Origin of the sequence: Variovorax sp. CCNWLW186 (assembly GCF_037203865.1) — a bacterium.
GTDB lineage: Bacteria > Pseudomonadota > Gammaproteobacteria > Burkholderiales > Burkholderiaceae_C > Variovorax.
Map to the genome: position 1 here is coordinate 57,349 of NZ_JBBCBO010000015.1, position 17,114 is coordinate 74,462.

17 protein-coding genes are annotated in these 17,114 nt (G+C 63.9%); 14 read left to right on the top strand and 3 right to left on the bottom strand.

The features are described from left to right. Positions 1-18: 18 nt before the first annotated feature. The 10 genes from V9K97_RS18255 (at position 19) to ntrC (ending at position 10,238) form a co-directional block, all read left to right on the top strand. Positions 19-753: a pseudouridine synthase gene (locus V9K97_RS18255; protein ID WP_337319777.1), complete on the top strand. Its 735-nt coding sequence runs from the start codon at positions 19-21 to the stop codon at positions 751-753. Positions 754-830: 77 nt separating this feature from the next. Beyond that, entirely contained in the window at positions 831-1,838 is a 1,008-nt protein-coding gene (locus tag V9K97_RS18260) for a YncE family protein (RefSeq protein WP_337319779.1), read from the top strand. A gap of 76 nt (positions 1,839-1,914) precedes the next feature. Continuing rightward, positions 1,915-2,661: a polysaccharide deacetylase family protein gene (locus V9K97_RS18265; protein ID WP_337319781.1), complete on the top strand. Its 747-nt coding sequence runs from the start codon at positions 1,915-1,917 to the stop codon at positions 2,659-2,661. A gap of 10 nt (positions 2,662-2,671) precedes the next feature. Further along, entirely contained in the window at positions 2,672-3,646 is a 975-nt protein-coding gene (locus V9K97_RS18270; protein ID WP_258505070.1) for a sterol desaturase family protein, read from the top strand. A 38-nt stretch (positions 3,647-3,684) separates the two neighbouring features. Next, positions 3,685-4,560: an EI24 domain-containing protein gene (locus tag V9K97_RS18275; protein ID WP_337319784.1), complete on the top strand. Its 876-nt coding sequence runs from the start codon at positions 3,685-3,687 to the stop codon at positions 4,558-4,560. Next, entirely contained in the window at positions 4,557-5,357 is an 801-nt protein-coding gene (locus V9K97_RS18280; protein ID WP_337295395.1) for a competence/damage-inducible protein A, read from the top strand. Before V9K97_RS18275 ends, V9K97_RS18280 begins: the two co-directional genes overlap by 4 nt. Positions 5,358-5,503: 146 nt before the next feature. Continuing rightward, positions 5,504-6,919, top strand: a complete 1,416-nt coding sequence (gene glnA, locus V9K97_RS18285; RefSeq protein ID WP_126747480.1) for a type I glutamate--ammonia ligase — start codon at positions 5,504-5,506, stop codon at positions 6,917-6,919. A gap of 143 nt (positions 6,920-7,062) precedes the next feature. After that, on the top strand, positions 7,063-7,581 hold the full coding sequence (locus V9K97_RS18290) for a hypothetical protein (protein WP_126747479.1): 519 nt from the start codon (positions 7,063-7,065) through the stop codon (positions 7,579-7,581). 15 nt (positions 7,582-7,596) lie between these two features. Next, positions 7,597-8,676, top strand: coding sequence for a nitrogen regulation protein NR(II) (glnL, locus tag V9K97_RS18295; RefSeq protein WP_126747478.1), 1,080 nt, complete (start codon positions 7,597-7,599; stop codon positions 8,674-8,676). 23 nt (positions 8,677-8,699) lie between these two features. Beyond that, entirely contained in the window at positions 8,700-10,238 is a 1,539-nt protein-coding gene (ntrC, locus tag V9K97_RS18300; protein WP_337319786.1) for a nitrogen regulation protein NR(I), read from the top strand. Positions 10,239-10,259: 21 nt separating this feature from the next. On the opposite strand, the gene V9K97_RS18305 is transcribed toward ntrC, so the two are convergent. Beyond that, positions 10,260-10,766 carry a hypothetical protein gene (locus V9K97_RS18305; RefSeq protein WP_258505079.1) on the bottom strand — a complete coding sequence of 169 codons (507 nt, stop codon included), beginning with the start codon at positions 10,764-10,766 and terminating at the stop codon, positions 10,260-10,262. A gap of 5 nt (positions 10,767-10,771) precedes the next feature. Then, the gene (gene xth, locus V9K97_RS18310; RefSeq protein ID WP_258505080.1) at positions 10,772-11,557 is read right to left on the bottom strand and encodes an exodeoxyribonuclease III; all 786 of its coding nucleotides are present in this window, start codon (positions 11,555-11,557) and stop codon (positions 10,772-10,774) included. A gap of 855 nt (positions 11,558-12,412) precedes the next feature. Between xth and V9K97_RS18315 the strand changes: the two genes are divergently transcribed. Continuing rightward, positions 12,413-12,784 (top strand): type I restriction endonuclease subunit M, encoded by a 372-nt coding sequence (locus tag V9K97_RS18315; RefSeq protein WP_337319790.1) that lies wholly within the window; start codon positions 12,413-12,415, stop codon positions 12,782-12,784. 32 nt (positions 12,785-12,816) lie between these two features. Here V9K97_RS18315 and V9K97_RS18320 read toward each other — a convergent pair whose 3' ends face one another. After that, complete coding sequence (locus V9K97_RS18320; protein WP_337319792.1) at positions 12,817-13,104, bottom strand: helix-turn-helix domain-containing protein; 288 nt, start codon at positions 13,102-13,104, stop codon at positions 12,817-12,819. Between the two features lie 236 nt (positions 13,105-13,340). Here V9K97_RS18320 and V9K97_RS18325 point away from each other — a divergent pair, with 236 nt between their 5' ends. The 3 genes from V9K97_RS18325 to V9K97_RS18335 all read left to right on the top strand — a co-directional run bounded on the left by V9K97_RS18325 (position 13,341) and on the right by V9K97_RS18335 (position 16,841). Then, positions 13,341-14,696 (top strand): hypothetical protein, encoded by a 1,356-nt coding sequence (locus V9K97_RS18325; protein WP_337319795.1) that lies wholly within the window; start codon positions 13,341-13,343, stop codon positions 14,694-14,696. Between the two features lie 147 nt (positions 14,697-14,843). Beyond that, positions 14,844-15,725, top strand: a complete 882-nt coding sequence (locus V9K97_RS18330; RefSeq protein WP_337319797.1) for a hypothetical protein — start codon at positions 14,844-14,846, stop codon at positions 15,723-15,725. 120 nt (positions 15,726-15,845) lie between these two features. Further along, positions 15,846-16,841 (top strand): tyrosine-type recombinase/integrase, encoded by a 996-nt coding sequence (locus V9K97_RS18335; RefSeq protein WP_337319799.1) that lies wholly within the window; start codon positions 15,846-15,848, stop codon positions 16,839-16,841. Positions 16,842-17,114: the final 273 nt, after the last annotated feature.

Sequence of the window (17,114 nt, forward strand, 5' to 3'; positions counted from 1 at the left end):
GCCGCTTTTTTCATTTCCATGCACCTGCAAGACATTCTCTATTCCCAAGGCTTCGGCACGCGGCGCGTGTGCGCGGGGCTGATTCAGCAAGGCCACGTGACCATCGGCGGCAAGGTGGCCGACGATCCCTTCGACGATCTCGACCCTGAAGGCCTGCTTTTCACTGTTCAGGGCACCGAATGGGCGTATCACGAGAAGGCCTACCTGATGCTGCACAAGCCGGCCGGGACGGAGTGCTCGCAAAAGCCTTCCACCTACCCGAGCATCTACACGCTGCTGCCATCGCCGCTGCGTCTTCGGCCCAACAAGGGCGCGGTGCAGGGCGTGCAGGCCATCGGCAGGCTCGACCAGGACACGACCGGGCTGCTGTTGCTGACGGACGACGGCCAGTTCATCCACAAGATGGGCTCGCCCAAGCACCATGTTCCCAAGGTGTACGAGGTCACGGCCAAGCACCCGGTGGACGCCGCGCAGATCGAAAAACTGCTGGCCGGCGTGGTGCTCGACGACGACCCGAAGCCGGTGCGCGCCGCCGCCTGCGAGTCGGACAGCCCGCTGCACCTGCGGCTGACGCTCACCGAAGGCAAGTACCACCAGGTCAAGCGCATGCTAGCGGCGGTGGGCAACCGGGTCGAAGGGCTGCACCGTTCGCGCATCGGGCAACTGGCGCTGCCCGAAGACCTGGCACCGGGCCAATGGCGATGGCTCACGGCCGAACAGGTCGCGGCATTGCGTGCAAAAACAACGGTATAGGCGTTGCAAACACTGCCGGTCAGCCGCCGGTCGGGTCGGGCCGTTGATAATCGAAAGCACTCTTTCGGAACTTCCCCTTGCGATTCCTTGCCCGACCGAATGGCCGCCTTGCGGCCTTCCTGTTTTCTTGCCTGACGGTCTGGGCGGCACAATCCGCCGCCGCTGCGCCCCCCGAACCCCCGCCGATCTTCGTGCTCAATTCGCTCGACGCCAGCGTCAGCGTGATCAATCCGGTCGACTGGACTGAAAAGCAGCGCATCGCCACCGGCAAGGAACCGCACCACATCTACATGACGCCCGACGAAAAGTCGGTCATCGTGGCCAATTCGGCGGGCGACTCGCTGACTTTTCTCAACCCGAGAACGGCCGAAGTGCAGCGGGTGGTCTACGGCATCATCGATCCGTACCAGCTGCAGTTCTCGCGCGACATGAAGTGGTTCGTCACGGCGGCCAACCGGCTCAATCACGTTGACGTCTACCGCTGGGACGGCAAGGACCTGAAGCTCGTCAAGCGCATTGCCACCGGCAAGACGCCCAGCCACATCTGGATCGACCACACCAGCACCGTCGCCTACGTGACCATGCAGGACAGCGACGAGCTCATCGCCGTCGACCTGGCGACGCAGACCATCCGCTGGCGCACGACCACCGGCGCCATGCCGGCCGACATCTACGGCGTGCACAACGACAAGACCCTGCTCGTGGGCCTTACCGGCAGCGACGGCGTGCAGGTGTTCGACGTGGCGGGCGCCGAGCCCAAGCTGGTCGGCAAGATCCTGACAGGCAAGGGTGCCCACGCCTTCCGTTCGGCCGGCGACGGCAAGAGCGTCTTCGTGAGCAACCGCGTGGCCAACACCATCAGCCGCATCGACCTGGCGACGCTCAAGGTCAGCGCCACCTACGCAGTTCCGGGCGGCCCCGACTGCATGGATGTGTCCGCCGACGGCAAGACGCTGTACGTCACCTCGCGCTGGGCCAAGAAGCTCAGCGTGATCGACCTGGACAGCCAGAAGGTCGTGCGCCAGGTCAATGTCGGCCGTTCGCCGCACGGCGTCTGGACCCTGGCCCATGCGAAAAGAATCTGAACGGGTTCCTTCGGCAAGCCGGCAAAGCCGATTCCGCGGTGTTCCAGGAGTTGTCTTCGCCGTCGCCTGTGCCGCCATGCCGGCTGCCTGGGCGCAGGGCGCCTCGTGCGAAAAGCCGGTCTACCTGACCTTCGACACCGGCCACATGGGCGTTGCGGCGCTCGTGGCCGACGTGCTAAAGCGCCAGAACGTACGCGTTACCTTCTTTGCCGCCGCCGAGCGCACCCAGACGGATGGCGACAGCCTCGACAGCCACTGGGCGCCATGGTGGAAGGCGAGGGCGGCCGAAGGCCATGAATTCGCCTCGCACACCTACGACCACGCGTACTGGCGCGGCGATCTCAAGGGCGTGGCGCCGAGCTTCCGCATCAAGCCTTCGGCTGGCGCGCTCGCGGGCCGCGAGTTCACCTGGAGCGCGGCCGAGTACTGCGCCAACATCGGCAAGGCGTCTGAGCGGCTGGCTTTCATCACCGGCAAGAAGCCGCTGCCGCTGTACCGCGCGCCGGGCGGCAAGACCTCGCCCCGCCTGCTCGCCGCGGCCAAGGCCTGCGGCTTCGAGCATGTGGGCTGGTCGCCGGCCGGCTTCCTGGGCGACGAGCTGCCGAGCGAGAAGTTCAGCAACGAAAAGCTCCTGGCGCAGGCGCTGGAAACCATCCGCCCCGGCGACATCCTGCTCGCGCACCTGGGCATCTGGTCGCGCAAGGACCCGTGGGCGCCAGCCAACCTCGAGCCGCTGATCGTCGGCCTCAAGGCCAAGGGCTTCTGCTTCGAAACGTTGCGCCAGCATCCGCAATACCGCGCCTGGATCGCATCCCACCCTTGAGGCTGTCGTCGTGATCGATTGGTTGACGGACTCTTTTTCCGCGCTGCAGGGCTGGTTCTTCGAGACGCTGATCCAGCCGCTGGTGTTCGCGGTCGGCCTCGGCGGCTGGACCGAAGACGCCTTCGACGCCACCGGCTGGCTGCTGGTCGGGTTCATTCAAGTCGCGGTGCTGCTCATGGTCATCGGGCCGCTGCAGCGCTGGCGCGCCGTCGAACCGGTCACCGACCGCCGCGCCATCCGCATCGACGTGCTCTACACGCTGATCCATCGCCTCGGCCTGTTCCGGCTGGCCATGTTCTTCACGCTCGAGCCGTTCTTCGACGACGCCATCGGGAGCCTGCGCATCGCGGGCTGGGGCACGTTTCACCTCGACGAAGCCTGGCCCGGCGTCACCGACGTGCCGTGGGTCGCCTTTGCGATCTATCTGGTGGTGCTCGATTTCGTGGGCTATTGGATTCATCGCGGCCAGCACCAGCTCAACTGGTGGTGGGGCCTGCATTCGCTGCACCATTCGCAGCGCCAGATGACCATGTGGAGCGACGACCGCAACCACCTGCTCGACGACATCATTCATGACACCCTCATCGTCATCGTGGCGCAGCTCATCGGCGTGGCGCCCGGCCAGTTCATTGCGTTCGTCGCGTTCACGCAGCTCAGCGAAAGCCTGCAGCACGCCAACCTGAAGCTCGGATTTGGCGCCATCGGCGAGCGGCTGTGGATCAGCCCGCGCTTTCACCGGCTGCACCACAGCATCGGGCTGGGCCACGAGTCGCGCGGCGCCCATACGCTGGGCGGCCACAATTTCGGCGTGCTGCTGCCCTGGTGGGACATGCTTTTTCGCACGGCCAACTTCGAGAAGCGCTACGACCCGACCGGCATCCGCGATCAGGTCGAGCCCGGCGCCGATGGCCGGGTGCGCGACTACGGCAGCGGCTTCTGGGCCCAGCAATGGCTCGGGCTGAAGCGGATGGTCGGCCGCGGCTGACCGCCAGGGCGGCGCCCAGGCGTTATCCTTCGCACCCAATGCGTCTGCTTCTCGACTCTTTCTGGCGTGCCGTTGCCTATTGCATGCTGCCGCGCGTGATCGTGCTGTCTTTGCTGCCGCTCGCCCTGATGGTGCTGCTGGCCGCGGGCTTCGGCTATTTCTACTGGGACGCGACCGTGGCATGGACGCGCGAGGCGCTCGAGGCCTGGCCCCTGCTGGCGAGCTTCTGGGGCTGGATCGGGCGGCTCTTTTCGGGCGATGTCACGGCCATGCTGGCGCCCCTTGTGGTGGTGTTTGCCGCCACGCCGCTGATCGTGGTGGTTTCGCTGGTCATCGTGGCCGGTTTGATGGCGCCTCCGTTGACCGCACTGGTGGCGCACCGCCGCTTCCCCACCCTCGAGCGTAAGAAGGGCGCGTCGTTTTTCGGCAGCGTGGCGCGGTCGCTGGGCCTGACGGTGCTGGCGCTGGTGGCGCTCGTCGTCTCGATGCCGCTCTGGCTCATTCCGCCGCTGGTGCTCATCCTGCCGCCGCTGATCTGGGGCTGGCTCACCTACCGCGTGATGAGCTTCGATGCGCTGGCCGAACACGCAAGCCCCGAGGAGCGGGCCACGCTCCTGCGCGCGCACCGCCTGCCGCTGCTGTGCATCGGCGTGCTGTGCGGCTACCTCGGTGCCGCGCCCAGCATCGTCTGGGCATCGGGCCTGCTGTTCGCCGCCGCCTTCTTCGTGCTGGTGCCGCTCGCGATCTGGATCTATACGCTGGTATTCGCCTTCTCATCGCTCTGGTTCGGCCACTACTGCCTCGATGCCCTGGCGCAATTGCGGGCGCAACGTGCGGCAGCCGCGGCTTCGTCCGGCGGCGCACCGGCCATCGAAGCCGACCAGGCCGTACTTTCTCAATGGAAATCGCCATGACCCGCGCATTCGGCCTGATCGTCGTCGGAGACGAAATTCTTTCGGGCAAGCGTGCCGACAAGCACATGCCCAAGGTCATCGAACTGCTCGCCGCCCGCGGCCTGCAGCTTGGCTGGGCCGAATACGTCGGCGACGAACCCACGCGCATCACGGCCGCGCTCGGCCGGGCCTTTGCTTCGGGCGACATCGTTTTCTCGACCGGCGGCATTGGCGCCACCCCGGACGACCACACCCGCCAATGCGCCGCTCAGGCGCTGCGGGTGCCGCTCGAACTGCACCCCGAGGCCGAACTGCTGATTCGCGAACGCATGCAGGACACGGCGCGCGAGCAGGGCATTGCCTACGAGCCCGACCGGCCCGACAACATTCACCGCCTCAACATGGGCGTGTTTCCCAAGGGCGCGACGATCATCCGCAACCCCTACAACAAGATTCCGGGCTTCAGCGTCGATCACGTCCATTTCGTGCCCGGCTTTCCCGTCATGGCCTGGCCGATGATCGAATCGGTGCTCGACAGCCGCTACGCCGACATGTTCACCAGCGGCCAGTCGGCGGAAAAGTCGGTCATCGTTTTTGGTGCAATGGAGGCCACCCTCACGCCGCTGATGCAAGCCATCGAAGCCACGCATGCCGGCGTCAAGGTGTTCAGCCTGCCGAGCGTCGACCATCCCCAATATGGCCGGCACATCGAACTCGGCGTCAAAGGCGACCCGGTGCTGCTCGATGCCGCCTATTCCCAGCTGATCGAAGGGTTGCACGCCTTTGATGCCAAGCTTGGCCCAGAATTGGTGCGCTGAAATCGAGCGCACCAAATTGGTGATTATTCGCCTTCTTTTGGGGTTTGTACCCGTCGCTGGAGCCTCTTCGCAAGGGGCGACAATGGCACAGAAACTGCATCCCCCGTCCCTGTATTCCTAACCACCATCCAACTCAGGAGAAACTGATGGCAAAGACCGTCGCCGATGTACTCAAGCTCGTCAAGGAAAACGAGGTCAAGTTCATCGACTTCCGCTTCACCGACACCCGTGGCAAAGAGCAGCACGTGACCGTGCCGGTCTCGGCATTCGATGAAGACAAATTCACCTCGGGCCACGCGTTCGACGGCTCGTCCATTGCTGGCTGGAAGGGAATCGAAGCTTCGGACATGCAGCTCATGCCCGACCCGAACACTGCCAACATCGACCCCTTCTTCGAAGAAACGACGCTGATCCTGACCTGCGACGTGATCGACCCGGCCGACGGCAAGGCCTACGAGCGCGACCCGCGTTCGCTCGCCAAGCGCGCCGAGGCGTACATGAAGGCTTCGGGCCTGGGCGACACCGCCTACTTCGGTCCGGAACCCGAATTCTTCGTGTTCGACGGCGTTCGCTGGAAGAACGACATGTCGGGCTGCTTCGTCAAGATCGAGTCCGAAGAAGCCTCGTGGAACACCGACAAGGAATACGAGCACGGCAACACCGGCCATCGCCCGGCAGTCAAGGGCGGCTACTTCCCGGTTCCCCCGGTCGACAGCTTCCAGGACATGCGCTCGGAAATGTGCCTGGTGCTCGAATCGCTCGGCATCCCGGTCGAAGTGCATCACCATGAAGTAGCCAACGCCGGCCAGATGGAGCTCGGCACCAAGTTCAGCACGCTGGTTCAGCGCGCCGACTGGGTCCAGCTGCAGAAGTACGTGATCCATAACGTGGCCCACGCCTACGGCAAGACCGCCACCTTCATGCCCAAGCCCATCGTCGGCGACAACGGCTCCGGCATGCATGTGCACCAGTCGGTCTGGAAGGACGGCAAGAACCTGTTCGCGGGCGACGGCTATGCAGGCCTCTCGGACTTCGCGCTGCACTACATCGGCGGCATCATCAAGCACGCCCGTGCCCTGAACGCCATCACGAACCCCGGCACCAACAGCTACAAGCGCCTGGTGCCCGGCTTCGAAGCCCCGGTGAAGCTGGCCTACTCGGCCAAGAACCGCTCGGCCTCGATCCGCATCCCGTTCGTGGCCAACCCGAAGGGCCGCCGCGTCGAAGCGCGCTTCCCCGATCCGCTGATGAACCCGTACCTCGGCTTTGCCGCGCTGCTGATGGCCGGCCTCGACGGCGTGGAAAACAAGATCCATCCGGGCGAAGCCGCCAGCAAGGACCTGTACCACCTGCCGCCGGAAGAAGACGCGCTGATCCCGACCGTGTGCCACAGCCTCGACCAGGCTCTGGAATACCTCGACAAGGACCGTGCGTTCCTGACCAAGGGCGGCGTGTTCACCGACGCGTACATCGATGCGTACATCGAACTGAAGATGCAGGAAGTCACGCGCTTCCGCATGGCGACCCATCCGGTCGAGTTCGACATGTACTACTCGCTCTAAATCGGCGGGCGCAAGCCCCTGACGGGTAAGTAAGACAGAAAGGACGGCTTCGGCCGTCCTTTTTGCTTGGCGCGGAACATCTTGTCACCGATGGAGTCGAATTGCAGGAAAATGCGCCTTTGTCGCGGCATCCACCGATTCACATGAAGACTGCTTCCCTCATTTTTCTGGCTGGTTCATTGTTGGCCCTCGCCCTGCCGGCGTCGGCCCAGGAGCGCGTGTGGCGCTGCGGCAATGAATACACCAACAACTCGACCATTGCGCAGCAAAAAGGCTGCAAGGTCATGGAAGGCGGCAACGTCACCGTCGTGCAGGGCTCCGGCATGCCGGCCCCGGCCGCCAGGTCGTCGGGTGGCGGCGGTGGCTCTTCCGCCGCGCGTGCGCCGGCCGGCAGTCCGCGCGTGGAAGGCGTCGACCAGCGCGCCCGCGACGGCGAGGCCCGTTCGGTGCTCGAAGCCGAGCTCAAGAAGGCCGAAGCTCGCCAGGCCGAGCTCCAGAAGGAATACAACAACGGCGAGCCCGAGAAGCAGGGCAGCGAAGGCCGCAACTACCAGAAGTACCTCGACCGGGTGGCTGAAATGAAGGCCGAACTCGCGCGCAACGAGAGCGACATTGCAGGCATTCGCCGCGAACTCGGCCGCCTGCCGGCCAAGCAGCAGTAAGCATCAGGACATTCAATGGCATTTGGGAAGAAGGCGGCCGGCGCCAATCCGCGCTTTCAGTCCTTCGACCTGCTGTCCACGCTCATCGCAGTGGTCAGCACCAACGGTTCGGTGCTGTTTGCCAACGCAGCCCTGGAGGACGCGCTGGGCACTTCGCGCCGCACGCTCGAAGGCTCTCAGTTCGGGGCCTGCTTTCATGAGCCGCACGTGCTGCGCACCGCCATCGACGGCGCTCGCAGCAACGACTTTGCCACCCTGCGCTACGAAGCCTTCCTGCGCCGCGTCAATCATGAATTGATGCCGGTGCAGGTCACGCTGGCGCAGGGCGACAAGTCGGGCGAGCTCATCATCGAGATGTCGCCGCTGGAGCAGCAGGTGCGGCAGGACCGCGAAGAGCGCTTGCTCGACCAGGCGCAGGCCAACAAGGAACTCATCCGCAATCTCGCGCATGAAATCAAGAACCCGCTGGGCGGCATTCGCGGCGCGGCGCAGTTGCTGCAGATGGAAGTCGAGTCGCGCGACCTCATCGAGTACACGCAAGTCATCATCCATGAAGCCGACCGGCTGCAAACGCTGGTCGACCGCCTGCTGGCCCCGCACCGTCGCCCGCACGTGGTGGGCGACGTCAACATCCACGAGGTGTGCGAGCGCGTGCGCTCGGTCATCCTTGCGGAGTTTCCGCGCGACCTGCACATCGAGCGTGACTTCGACGTCTCGATTCCCGAGTTTCGCGGCGACCGCGAACAACTCATCCAGGCCACGCTCAACATCGTGCACAACGCGGCGCAGGCCCTTGCCGAGCGCCGTGCGGCGGGTGACGCGCAGATCACTTTCAAGACGCGCATCGCCCGCCAGGTCATATTCAACAAGCAGTGGTATCGATTGGCACTGGAATTGCATGTCATCGACAACGGACCGGGTGTGCCGGACACGATCAAGGACCGCATCTTCTATCCGCTCGTATCGGGAAGAGAAGGCGGGACAGGGCTTGGATTGACGCTCGCACAAACTTTTGTGCAACAGCATCACGGCGTGATCGAGTGCGACAGTGTCCCGGGCCGAACCGATTTCAAGATATTGATTCCGCTGCCCTAGCAGCCACGGCAACAAGGAGATGCATGAAGCCGATCTGGATAGTTGATGACGACCAATCGATCCGCTTCGTGCTGGAGAAGGCCTTGTTGCGCGAAGACCTGCCCACGCGCAGCTTCACCAACACACGTGAGGTGCTGGCCGCCCTCGAACTCGCCGCCGACGACGAACAGCAGGGCCCCCAAGTCCTGGTGAGCGACATCCGTATGCCCGGCGGCTCCGGGCTCGACCTGCTCGACAAGATCAAGGCCAAGCACCCCGGCCTGCCCGTCATCATCATGACGGCGTTCTCCGACCTCGACAGCGCCGTTTCGGCGTTTCAGGGCGGCGCCTTCGAATACCTGCCCAAGCCCTTCGACCTGCCGCGCGCCGTCGAGCTCATCCGCCGCGCCGTCGATGAAAGCCAGCGCGAGGAAGTGGCCGAAGAACGCATGGTCGCCGCGCCCGAAATGCTGGGCCAGGCGCCCGCCATGCAGGACGTGTTCCGCGCCATCGGCCGGCTCTCGCAGAGCAACGTCACGGTGCTCATCACCGGCGAATCGGGCTCGGGCAAGGAACTGGTGGCGCGCGCGCTGCACAAGCATTCGCCGCGCGCCAACGGCCCCTTCGTGGCCATCAACACCGCGGCCATTCCCAAGGACCTGCTCGAGAGCGAACTCTTCGGCCACGAGCGCGGCGCTTTCACCGGCGCTCAGACCATGCGGCGCGGCCGCTTCGAACAGGCCGAGGGCGGCACGCTCTTTCTCGACGAAATCGGCGACATGCCTTTCGACCTGCAGACGCGCCTGCTGCGCGTGCTGAGCGACGGACACTTCTACCGCGTGGGCGGCCACAACTCGGTCAAGGCCAACGTGCGCGTGATCGCGGCCACCCACCAGGACCTGGAGCAGCGCGTCAAGCTAGGGGGCTTCCGCGAAGACTTGTTCCACCGCCTCAACGTGATTCGCCTGCGCCTGCCCGCGCTGCGCGAGCGCGGCGAAGACGTGCCCGCACTCACGCGGCACTTCCTGCAGGTGAGTGCGCGCCAGCTCGGCGTCGAGCCCAAGCGCATCTCCGACGCCGCATTGGCCAAGCTCGCCGCCTTCAGCTTCCCGGGCAACGTACGCCAGCTCGAGAACATCTGCCACTGGCTCACCGTGATGGCGCCGGCCCAACTCATCGAAGCCAAGGACCTGCCGCCCGAAGTCATGGCCGCTGGAACCGGAGCAGAAGCGCATGCGCACGCCGGTGAAGCTGCCGTTGCTGCAACCCAGACCGCCGTGCAGCCCGCACCGCTGCTCTCACCCAGCCCCGAGCGCGAATTCGCTCCGCCAAGCGCCGCGCCCGAAGCCGCTGAAGGCCTGGTGGGCGCCAGCAGCTGGGAGAGCGGCCTCGAGGTCGAGGCGCAGGCGCTGCTGGCCGCCGGCCGCACCGATGTCTGGGATGTACTGTCGCGCCGCTTCGAATCACGGCTCATCCTCACCGCGCTGGCCAACACCCGCGGCCGCCGCATCGAAGCCGCTCAGAAACTGGGCATCGGCCGCAACACCATCACCCGGAAAATCCAGGAACTGGGCATCGAGTAGCTCGGCCCTGCCGGGCCTTGGCTAGCGGCTTCGCTGACCCAGGGTCAGCGAGTCGAGCTGGAAGTTTTCGCTCTTGTCCCAGAGCCAGGTGTCCACATAGGTGTGGCCGCCCAGGCGCCCGGGGCTCGGCAAGGGCGATGCCGCCTTGATCAGAGCCGCGATCTTGCCCGGCACTTCGGGGGCATGGCTCGGCACGCGGCTGAACGTCACGTTCGTGACGTTGCCATTGGCATCGAGCTCCGTCTCGACCACCACCACCGCATACACCAGCGGCGGAATCTTCCCCTTGTAGATGCGCTGCGCGTAGGTCTTGTAGATCTGCCGCGCGCCGGTCTTGCGGTAGGCCCGCACGGCCGGCGTTTGTGCCGTGATCAGGCGCACGGTCGGCACGTCGGTCTTTGCGCCTGCCACTTCATCGGGTGCGGAGGCGGCGGACTTGTCATCGCCCGTTTTGTCCGCCGGCTTCAAGGCCGAGCAGGCTACCAGGGCGAGCGCGGCTGCAACGGTTGCCAGAGTGCGAAGAGTCATTTTCATCAGGTACCTTGGTCGAGATCGAGCACCACCGGTGCATGGTCGCTTGGCTTTTCCCACTTGCGCGGCACGCGGTCGATGATGCAACCCTTAACGCGCGGCACCAGCGGTTCGCTCACAAGAATGTGGTCGATGCGCAGCCCGCGGTTCTTTTGATAGCCGAGCATCCGGTAGTCCCACCACGAATAGCTCTTCTCGGGCTGCTCGAAGAGGCGGAAGCTGTCCACCAGCCCAAGCTGCAGCAGCGCCTTGAACTGCTCGCGCTCCTCCGTCGTGTGATGGATGGTTTCCGCCAGCCCCACCGGGTCGTAGCTGTCCCGGTCTTCGGGTGTGATGTTGAAGTCGCCGAGCAGCACCAGGTTCGGATGCGCCGCCATTTCGGCCCGCAGCCATTCGCGCAGGGCGCGCAGCCAGCCCATCTTGTATTCGAACTTGTCGGTGCCCGGCGCCTGGCCGTTGACGAAGTAGCCGTTCACCACGCGCAGCGGGCCGGCCGCCGTGTCGATGGTGGCGGCGATCACCCGCGACTGGTCGTCGGTAAAGCCGCCGATGTTCTTTGCCACGTCCCGCATCGGCGCCAGGCTCAGGATGGCCACGCCGTTGTAGGTTTTCTGGCCGAACACCGCGCATTCGTAACCGGCCGACTTGAGCACCTCGAGAGGGAACTTGTCGTCGCTCATCTTGAGTTCCTGCAGGCACAGCACGTCCACAGGGTTGGCGATCAGCCAGTCGAGCACATGCTGCAGGCGGGCGGTGAGGGAGTTGACATTCCAGGTGGCAATTTTCATGAATTATGGTAACCTATTGATTTTAAAAGGCTTTCTAACGTGTTCTAGGCGCCTGTTTGGGTGCATACCCGCCAGCGTACCCGTTTTATGTTTCGCTACGCTTGGCCGCTGGAACGAAGTTAGCCAGCTTAGCAAAAGCCCTCGGCTTTGCCTTGTGGGTGCCCCAACAGGGTGCAACAGCGAGTTGAGTGGAAACGGGGGGCGGGGCTTTGGCACCCGTGCGCGGGGCGCGCTAAAGTGGGTAAGGCCTAAGCACGAGCCTATCGCCGGTAGCGTGGCGCATCGGCGGACACACTCTCCGCCGGCAACCCAGTATCCATGCGGGTTTGCTGGCAGGGCAGTCACTTTACCCCCCATTTTTACCCCCTTTTATTTTTGCGCTCAGGTGGGCTGCTTTGGATCACCTTGGGCAAGGCGCGGCGAACCACCGGTCTCTAGGCGCTGGCGTCCTAGGGCCTTTAGCTCAGCTCAGGCTCTGCGCAACCCGTTGCGGCACTACCCCCGGCCGGGCAGGCCGGCGCTTGCCGCCGCCTGGCAAATGCCGTTTTTGAGCCCAATCCGACAGGCCAATTGGACCCGGTTGAGCTAGCTTTTGTCCAAAAAATGTTACATTTTGTCGCATTTATGCCATAATTTACCCACGGGCCAGGCCTGCCGGCGCAAGCTAGGCTAGACCCTGCCCGTCTGTAGGCGCACGCCGCCTGTGGCCCCTGATGGCCGCCAAGCCAGCGCATTTGCCGCTGGCCTTGGCGGCCGTTTTTGTTTCCTCCCTGCGCTTTTTTTCGACTGCTGCACCTCGCCCCCGGGGCCCGGTGCGGCCGCCGCATGGGCGCTTCTTTTGTACGGAGATTTCAAGTGAAAGACCTTCTGAGCACCTTCCTCCAGCCCGGCAGCACACCACGCTTTGCGCTGGGCCGCGTTGTCGCAACACCGGGCGCCCTGGCGCTCATGCATGCCACCAACAGTAACCCGTTCGTGCTGCTGGCCAAGCATGTCACCGGTGACTGGGGCGAGATCGATCCCGAAGACGTAGTCACCAATGAAGACGCGCTTGAGCACGGCTTGCGTGTGCTCTCGGTCTACCGATTGCCGCTGCAAGCGGTGGTCGAAAAGGGTGCAGCACCAGCACAGCCATCACAGGAAGCTGATGACCACGACAACCGCATCTGGTTGATCACCGAAGCGGATCGAAGCGCCACGACACTGCTGCTGCCCGAGGAGTACTGACGATGGCTAGCCAAACCAAGCAGCGCAAGGGATCACTTTGCTTTCCGTCGACGCGAAGTGGGGGAGGGGCGGACCGGGGATCTCGGTGCCCTCACGAGCGTCGTGTCAAACCCTCGCTGTTCCGCCAGCTTTGGGTCAAGCAATTCGTGAGCCGGGATCTTCAGCGCCTCCGCGATCAATGCGATGTTGTCGATGGAGATATTCCTGATCCCCTGTTCAAGGCTCCCAATGAAAGTCCGGTCGAGGCCGCACTCGAATGCCAGCCTTTCCTGAGACAACTCGGCGGCGATGCGCGCCATGCGCACGTTCTTGGCAAACATCGAGCGAAGGGTGGGGTGCGGGGACTTTTTCGAAGGCGACGGTGGCATCCAACCGATGGTTGAAAAAAGACGTGTTTGAAACCACGGTGTTTGAATATCATTAGGATGTCCTTGGGGGCCTCTGAGCCGGCGCAGCACGCAAACTGGTCTGTCCAAAAAAGATACTTAAACACATCATTAATTGCGCGACTGGACACGTCGCGTGCATCGGAATTTGGAAAGTAAGGAGAAGAGATATGTTCAAAGCGATACGCATGCGTTTCTGCCGCTGGTCCTGCACTGGCGCACTGTTCGTTTCGGTGCTTGCGGGCTGCGCCCCCGAGGCCCCGCCCTGCAATGACGCCGAGGTCACGAGCTCCCTGCTCGAGATGCTTCACCAAGCACACGATGACCGACTCAAAGACCTTCAGGTCAAGAGCAAGGACCTCGCAACCATCAGCCTCGATGCGCCCGAAGTCACCGCCTACGACGACAAGCTCAAGACCCGCAGCTGTAAGGTCACCTACCGGGTGCAGGCGCCACAGGATCGAGTTCCAAGCATGTTCAAGTACATGAACGCGATCCAAAGTCCGATGATCAACTTGATGGGCAACTTGGGCGCGCTCTCTGCCGCGTTCGGTGGGCCGGATCCTCGCAAGGAGTTGGCCCAGCAGCAAACGGATGCCGCCGTGTTTCAACAGTGGAACCAGGGGCCACTGACGAGCGACCCGATACGCAAGTCCGTGGCGTACCGCATCCAAAAGGAGGAGGGCGGTCGGGATTTTGTCGTTCGCACCAACGTCGATGTGACCGGCTCCCTCCAATACCTTCGTATTGCTGCGCTGACCGACGTTCAGCTCAAGCGCCAAGCCGAGCAAGACAAGGTGCAATTGGCCAAGCAGGCCGAAATCGATCGACTCTCGGCCAGCGGCAACTGGCGCAAGGCGGTGGTGATTCTGGACTTCTCGACAGGCCACAACGACCCTTATCACTGCAGCAAGAACAAGCTCTATTGCATGCAGGCGCGCGACGTAGAGGATGGCAAAACCATTGTTCGCTATGAGCTCGATGCGCAGAAGGTGGACGAGCGCGGTGCTGAGTCCCTGCTGGCTTCTCAGCGCAGCGGCCAGGCAGTGTGCCTGGTGGGTGTGCAGAAGACACAGAACCCGCTGATCTTTAGCGTCAAGGGCTACTCGACGTTCCGTAACCAGAAGGGCGAGGCTGTCGATTGCCTGCCAGGTGCGGAGAAGGAGAACTGGGCCGCATTGGTATCGCAGACGAAGAAGGAGGAGGCGGCCGCGGCTGTAGGCTCGGGCGCCGCACCCGCGACGACGGCCGCAGCCACTGCTCCGCCACCTTCGAATGCTCTCCCTAGCACTGGGCCCGAGAGTCTCATGTCGCTCATCACCAAGTACGAGCCATGCGGCGAGGAGGCCGTGTGCCTGCACACCGGCAAGGGCAACGTCGTCTGGATGCAGGCCAGCATGATGCGGCGCATGGACTACGCACTGCTCGACAAGGCGATCAGCAGCAAGACGCCGGTGTGCCTGCGCGACTTGACGCGCACCGATGCCAAGAACTTCGCGGCCGATGGCCTGGACAGCGCGTGCTGAGGTCCATGCAGTAGCGGCAACACGCTACTGATACCGCCTTTTGCGAAGGCGCCGTGCTGGCCGAGAGGCTGGTGCGGCGCTTTTTGCTTTTTCCGTCTTCATTCCATCGCCGCCGCCCACGTGCGCGCGGCATCACAGGTAACTCCCATGAATGTTCTACACACGCCCGCCGACAGCGGGGCGAACGCCGCTGTCCGCTTGATCGGCATCGGCTCCCTGGGCCGGCACTTTGTCCAACGCTTTCACGCCGACATCGACGGGCCGCCGCACACGCCACTGGCCGATTTGCTGGTCCAGCCACCTTGCGTCCTCGAGGTGGTCGCCGGCCAGGCGGCCGAAGCGGCCGTCAACCAAGTGGAGCTGGCGGACACGCGGATCCTGTGCCTGGCCTTTGGACTCGATCTCACCCCGGTAGAGATCGAAGCGGCGATGCTGCTGGTCTGGCGCCTCTGGGCACAGGAGGCGCACGTCATCGGCGTGGTTCTCGGGGCGCACCAGCCTCCGCCGCCGGACCGCGACTCGCTCCTCGGCATCCTTTGTGATTCGATTGACGCACGCGTCGACATCTCGGATCCAGACGATCCGGTCGAATTGGCACCGCTGCAGTGGTTCTATGTAGGGCTGCAGCGCTCGGTGCTGGCGGGCCTGTCGATCATGGAAGCGGCCTGGGACCACAGCGATGTGGTCGAAACCCTGGACTTCGGCCAGGTGCGGCTGGAGCTTTTTACGCAACCGCTGGACAAGCCGGCGCAGCTGGATGCCGCCATGGTGGAAATCCTGGAAGAGCTCCATCATCGGGGCGTGTGGCTGGAAGACGCGCTGGGTGCTGTCCTCGTGCTGTGGGCGCCGTCCGAGTACCAGCTCACGGTGCGCATGGTGCGCGGTCTGGGGCGCAGCTTGAGCGAGGCATTGGGAGCGGGGGCCTTGCACCTGACCATCCGGTTGCGCAGCCGGCCTACCGGTGAAGACCAGACCGCGTATCTGACGCTGGTGGTAAGCACGCCGCGATTGCGCACCCATCTCCAGTAGACCCCCTCCAAACGGCCATGGGCATTTGCCATGGCGCTCAACGCCAACCGACGCCCGCCCACGCGGGCGTTGCTCATTTCCAAGAACAAACCCCATCCGCTTCAACAGCGAGCAAACATCATGAAGAAGGTTCGCATCGATTCATCGACCGGCGCCTCCGTCGCGCACAGGCCCACCAGGGCGGTCAAGGCTCGGAAGGCCCATGCCCAGTTCGATCACTATGTCGCCAGCGCCGTTGCCGACAGCACAAGGCGCGCCTATGCCGGCGACCTGAGACATTTCCGAGATTGGGGCGGAAGGGTGCCGGCCACACCGGCGATGGTGGCCCGGTACTTGGCGGCCTTTGCCGGCAAGGTCAAGGCGAGCACCTTGAACCGGCGTCTGGCTGCGATTGCCAGCGCGCACACGGTGCTGGGCAAGCCGTCGCCCACACGGTCAGAACTGGTGCAGACCACAATGCGGGGAATTCGACGAATCCACGGATCGGCACAGAGGCAGGCCAAGCCCATCAGCATCGAAATGCTGCGCCTGCTCGCCAAGCCGCAGAGGCACTTGGATCCGGTGAGAGACCTGCGAGACCGGGCCTTGCTGGTGGTGGGCTTCGCGGGAGGGTTTCGCAGATCGGAGCTGGCGAGGCTCAAGCTCGAGAACCTGGCCTTCGACGCTCAAGGCGTGACGGTGACGCTGGTGCGTTCGAAGACAGACCAGCAGGGCAAGGGCAGGGTGGTGGCGCTGCCACATGGGCCGGGGCGGATGTGCCCAGCCAAGTTGCTGAAAAGCTGGATTCAGCTGGTGCATGAGATGGCCCCGGAAGAACTCGACACAAAGCCATTGTTTCGCAGGGTGGATCGGTATGGCAAGCCTGGTAGCGGGTTGAGCGGGGCAGCGGTCGGCGGGGTGATGCGGCGGCGCATGCGCGATTGCGGACTCGATCCGAGTGGATTTTCGGCGCACAGCTTGCGATCAGGCTTGGTCACTTCGGCAGCAAGGGCCGGGGTGCCGACCTGGGCCATCCAACGGCAGACGGGGCATCGCTCTGAAAGCACCGTGCACCGCTACATCCGGGAGCTTTCGCTGTTCGAGAGGAACGCATTTCGCTCTTTGACTAAGGGCTAGTGGGGCAAGGCGGGCATTTCAGAACCGATTCCCGGTTTAGACATGCCGTAGGGCTATCTGGAATGATCTCTCCATATCGAATTTGGCGTTGGTACGTTATGCGTGAGCGACGTGGCGCCGATTCGAAGATTGCTGCCCGCGCCTCTCACTCGCCGCCGAATGCCAAATCGCGCTTCGAATAGGGCCGCTGTTATGCTGCGCGAAAACAAGGCTGTTCGACGGCAATTCGGGGCTGGCTTCACGCCGGCACCGAAGCACCGGGAAGACGGGAGG

Coding starts and splice junctions, on each gene's coding strand:
- V9K97_RS18335 (WP_337319799.1), top strand. CDS start 15,846: ATGAAGAAGGTTCGCATCGATTCATCGACCGGCGCCTCCGTCGCGCAC.
- glnA (WP_126747480.1), top strand. CDS start 5,504: ATGGCAAAGACCGTCGCCGATGTACTCAAGCTCGTCAAGGAAAACGAG.
- V9K97_RS18265 (WP_337319781.1), top strand. CDS start 1,915: ATGCCGGCTGCCTGGGCGCAGGGCGCCTCGTGCGAAAAGCCGGTCTAC.
- V9K97_RS18330 (WP_337319797.1), top strand. CDS start 14,844: ATGAATGTTCTACACACGCCCGCCGACAGCGGGGCGAACGCCGCTGTC.
- V9K97_RS18275 (WP_337319784.1), top strand. CDS start 3,685: ATGCGTCTGCTTCTCGACTCTTTCTGGCGTGCCGTTGCCTATTGCATG.
- V9K97_RS18255 (WP_337319777.1), top strand. CDS start 19: ATGCACCTGCAAGACATTCTCTATTCCCAAGGCTTCGGCACGCGGCGC.
- xth (WP_258505080.1), bottom strand. CDS start 11,557: ATGAAAATTGCCACCTGGAATGTCAACTCCCTCACCGCCCGCCTGCAG.
- V9K97_RS18290 (WP_126747479.1), top strand. CDS start 7,063: ATGAAGACTGCTTCCCTCATTTTTCTGGCTGGTTCATTGTTGGCCCTC.
- V9K97_RS18320 (WP_337319792.1), bottom strand. CDS start 13,104: ATGTTTGCCAAGAACGTGCGCATGGCGCGCATCGCCGCCGAGTTGTCT.
- V9K97_RS18325 (WP_337319795.1), top strand. CDS start 13,341: ATGTTCAAAGCGATACGCATGCGTTTCTGCCGCTGGTCCTGCACTGGC.
- V9K97_RS18305 (WP_258505079.1), bottom strand. CDS start 10,766: ATGACTCTTCGCACTCTGGCAACCGTTGCAGCCGCGCTCGCCCTGGTA.
- glnL (WP_126747478.1), top strand. CDS start 7,597: ATGGCATTTGGGAAGAAGGCGGCCGGCGCCAATCCGCGCTTTCAGTCC.
- V9K97_RS18280 (WP_337295395.1), top strand. CDS start 4,557: ATGACCCGCGCATTCGGCCTGATCGTCGTCGGAGACGAAATTCTTTCG.
- ntrC (WP_337319786.1), top strand. CDS start 8,700: ATGAAGCCGATCTGGATAGTTGATGACGACCAATCGATCCGCTTCGTG.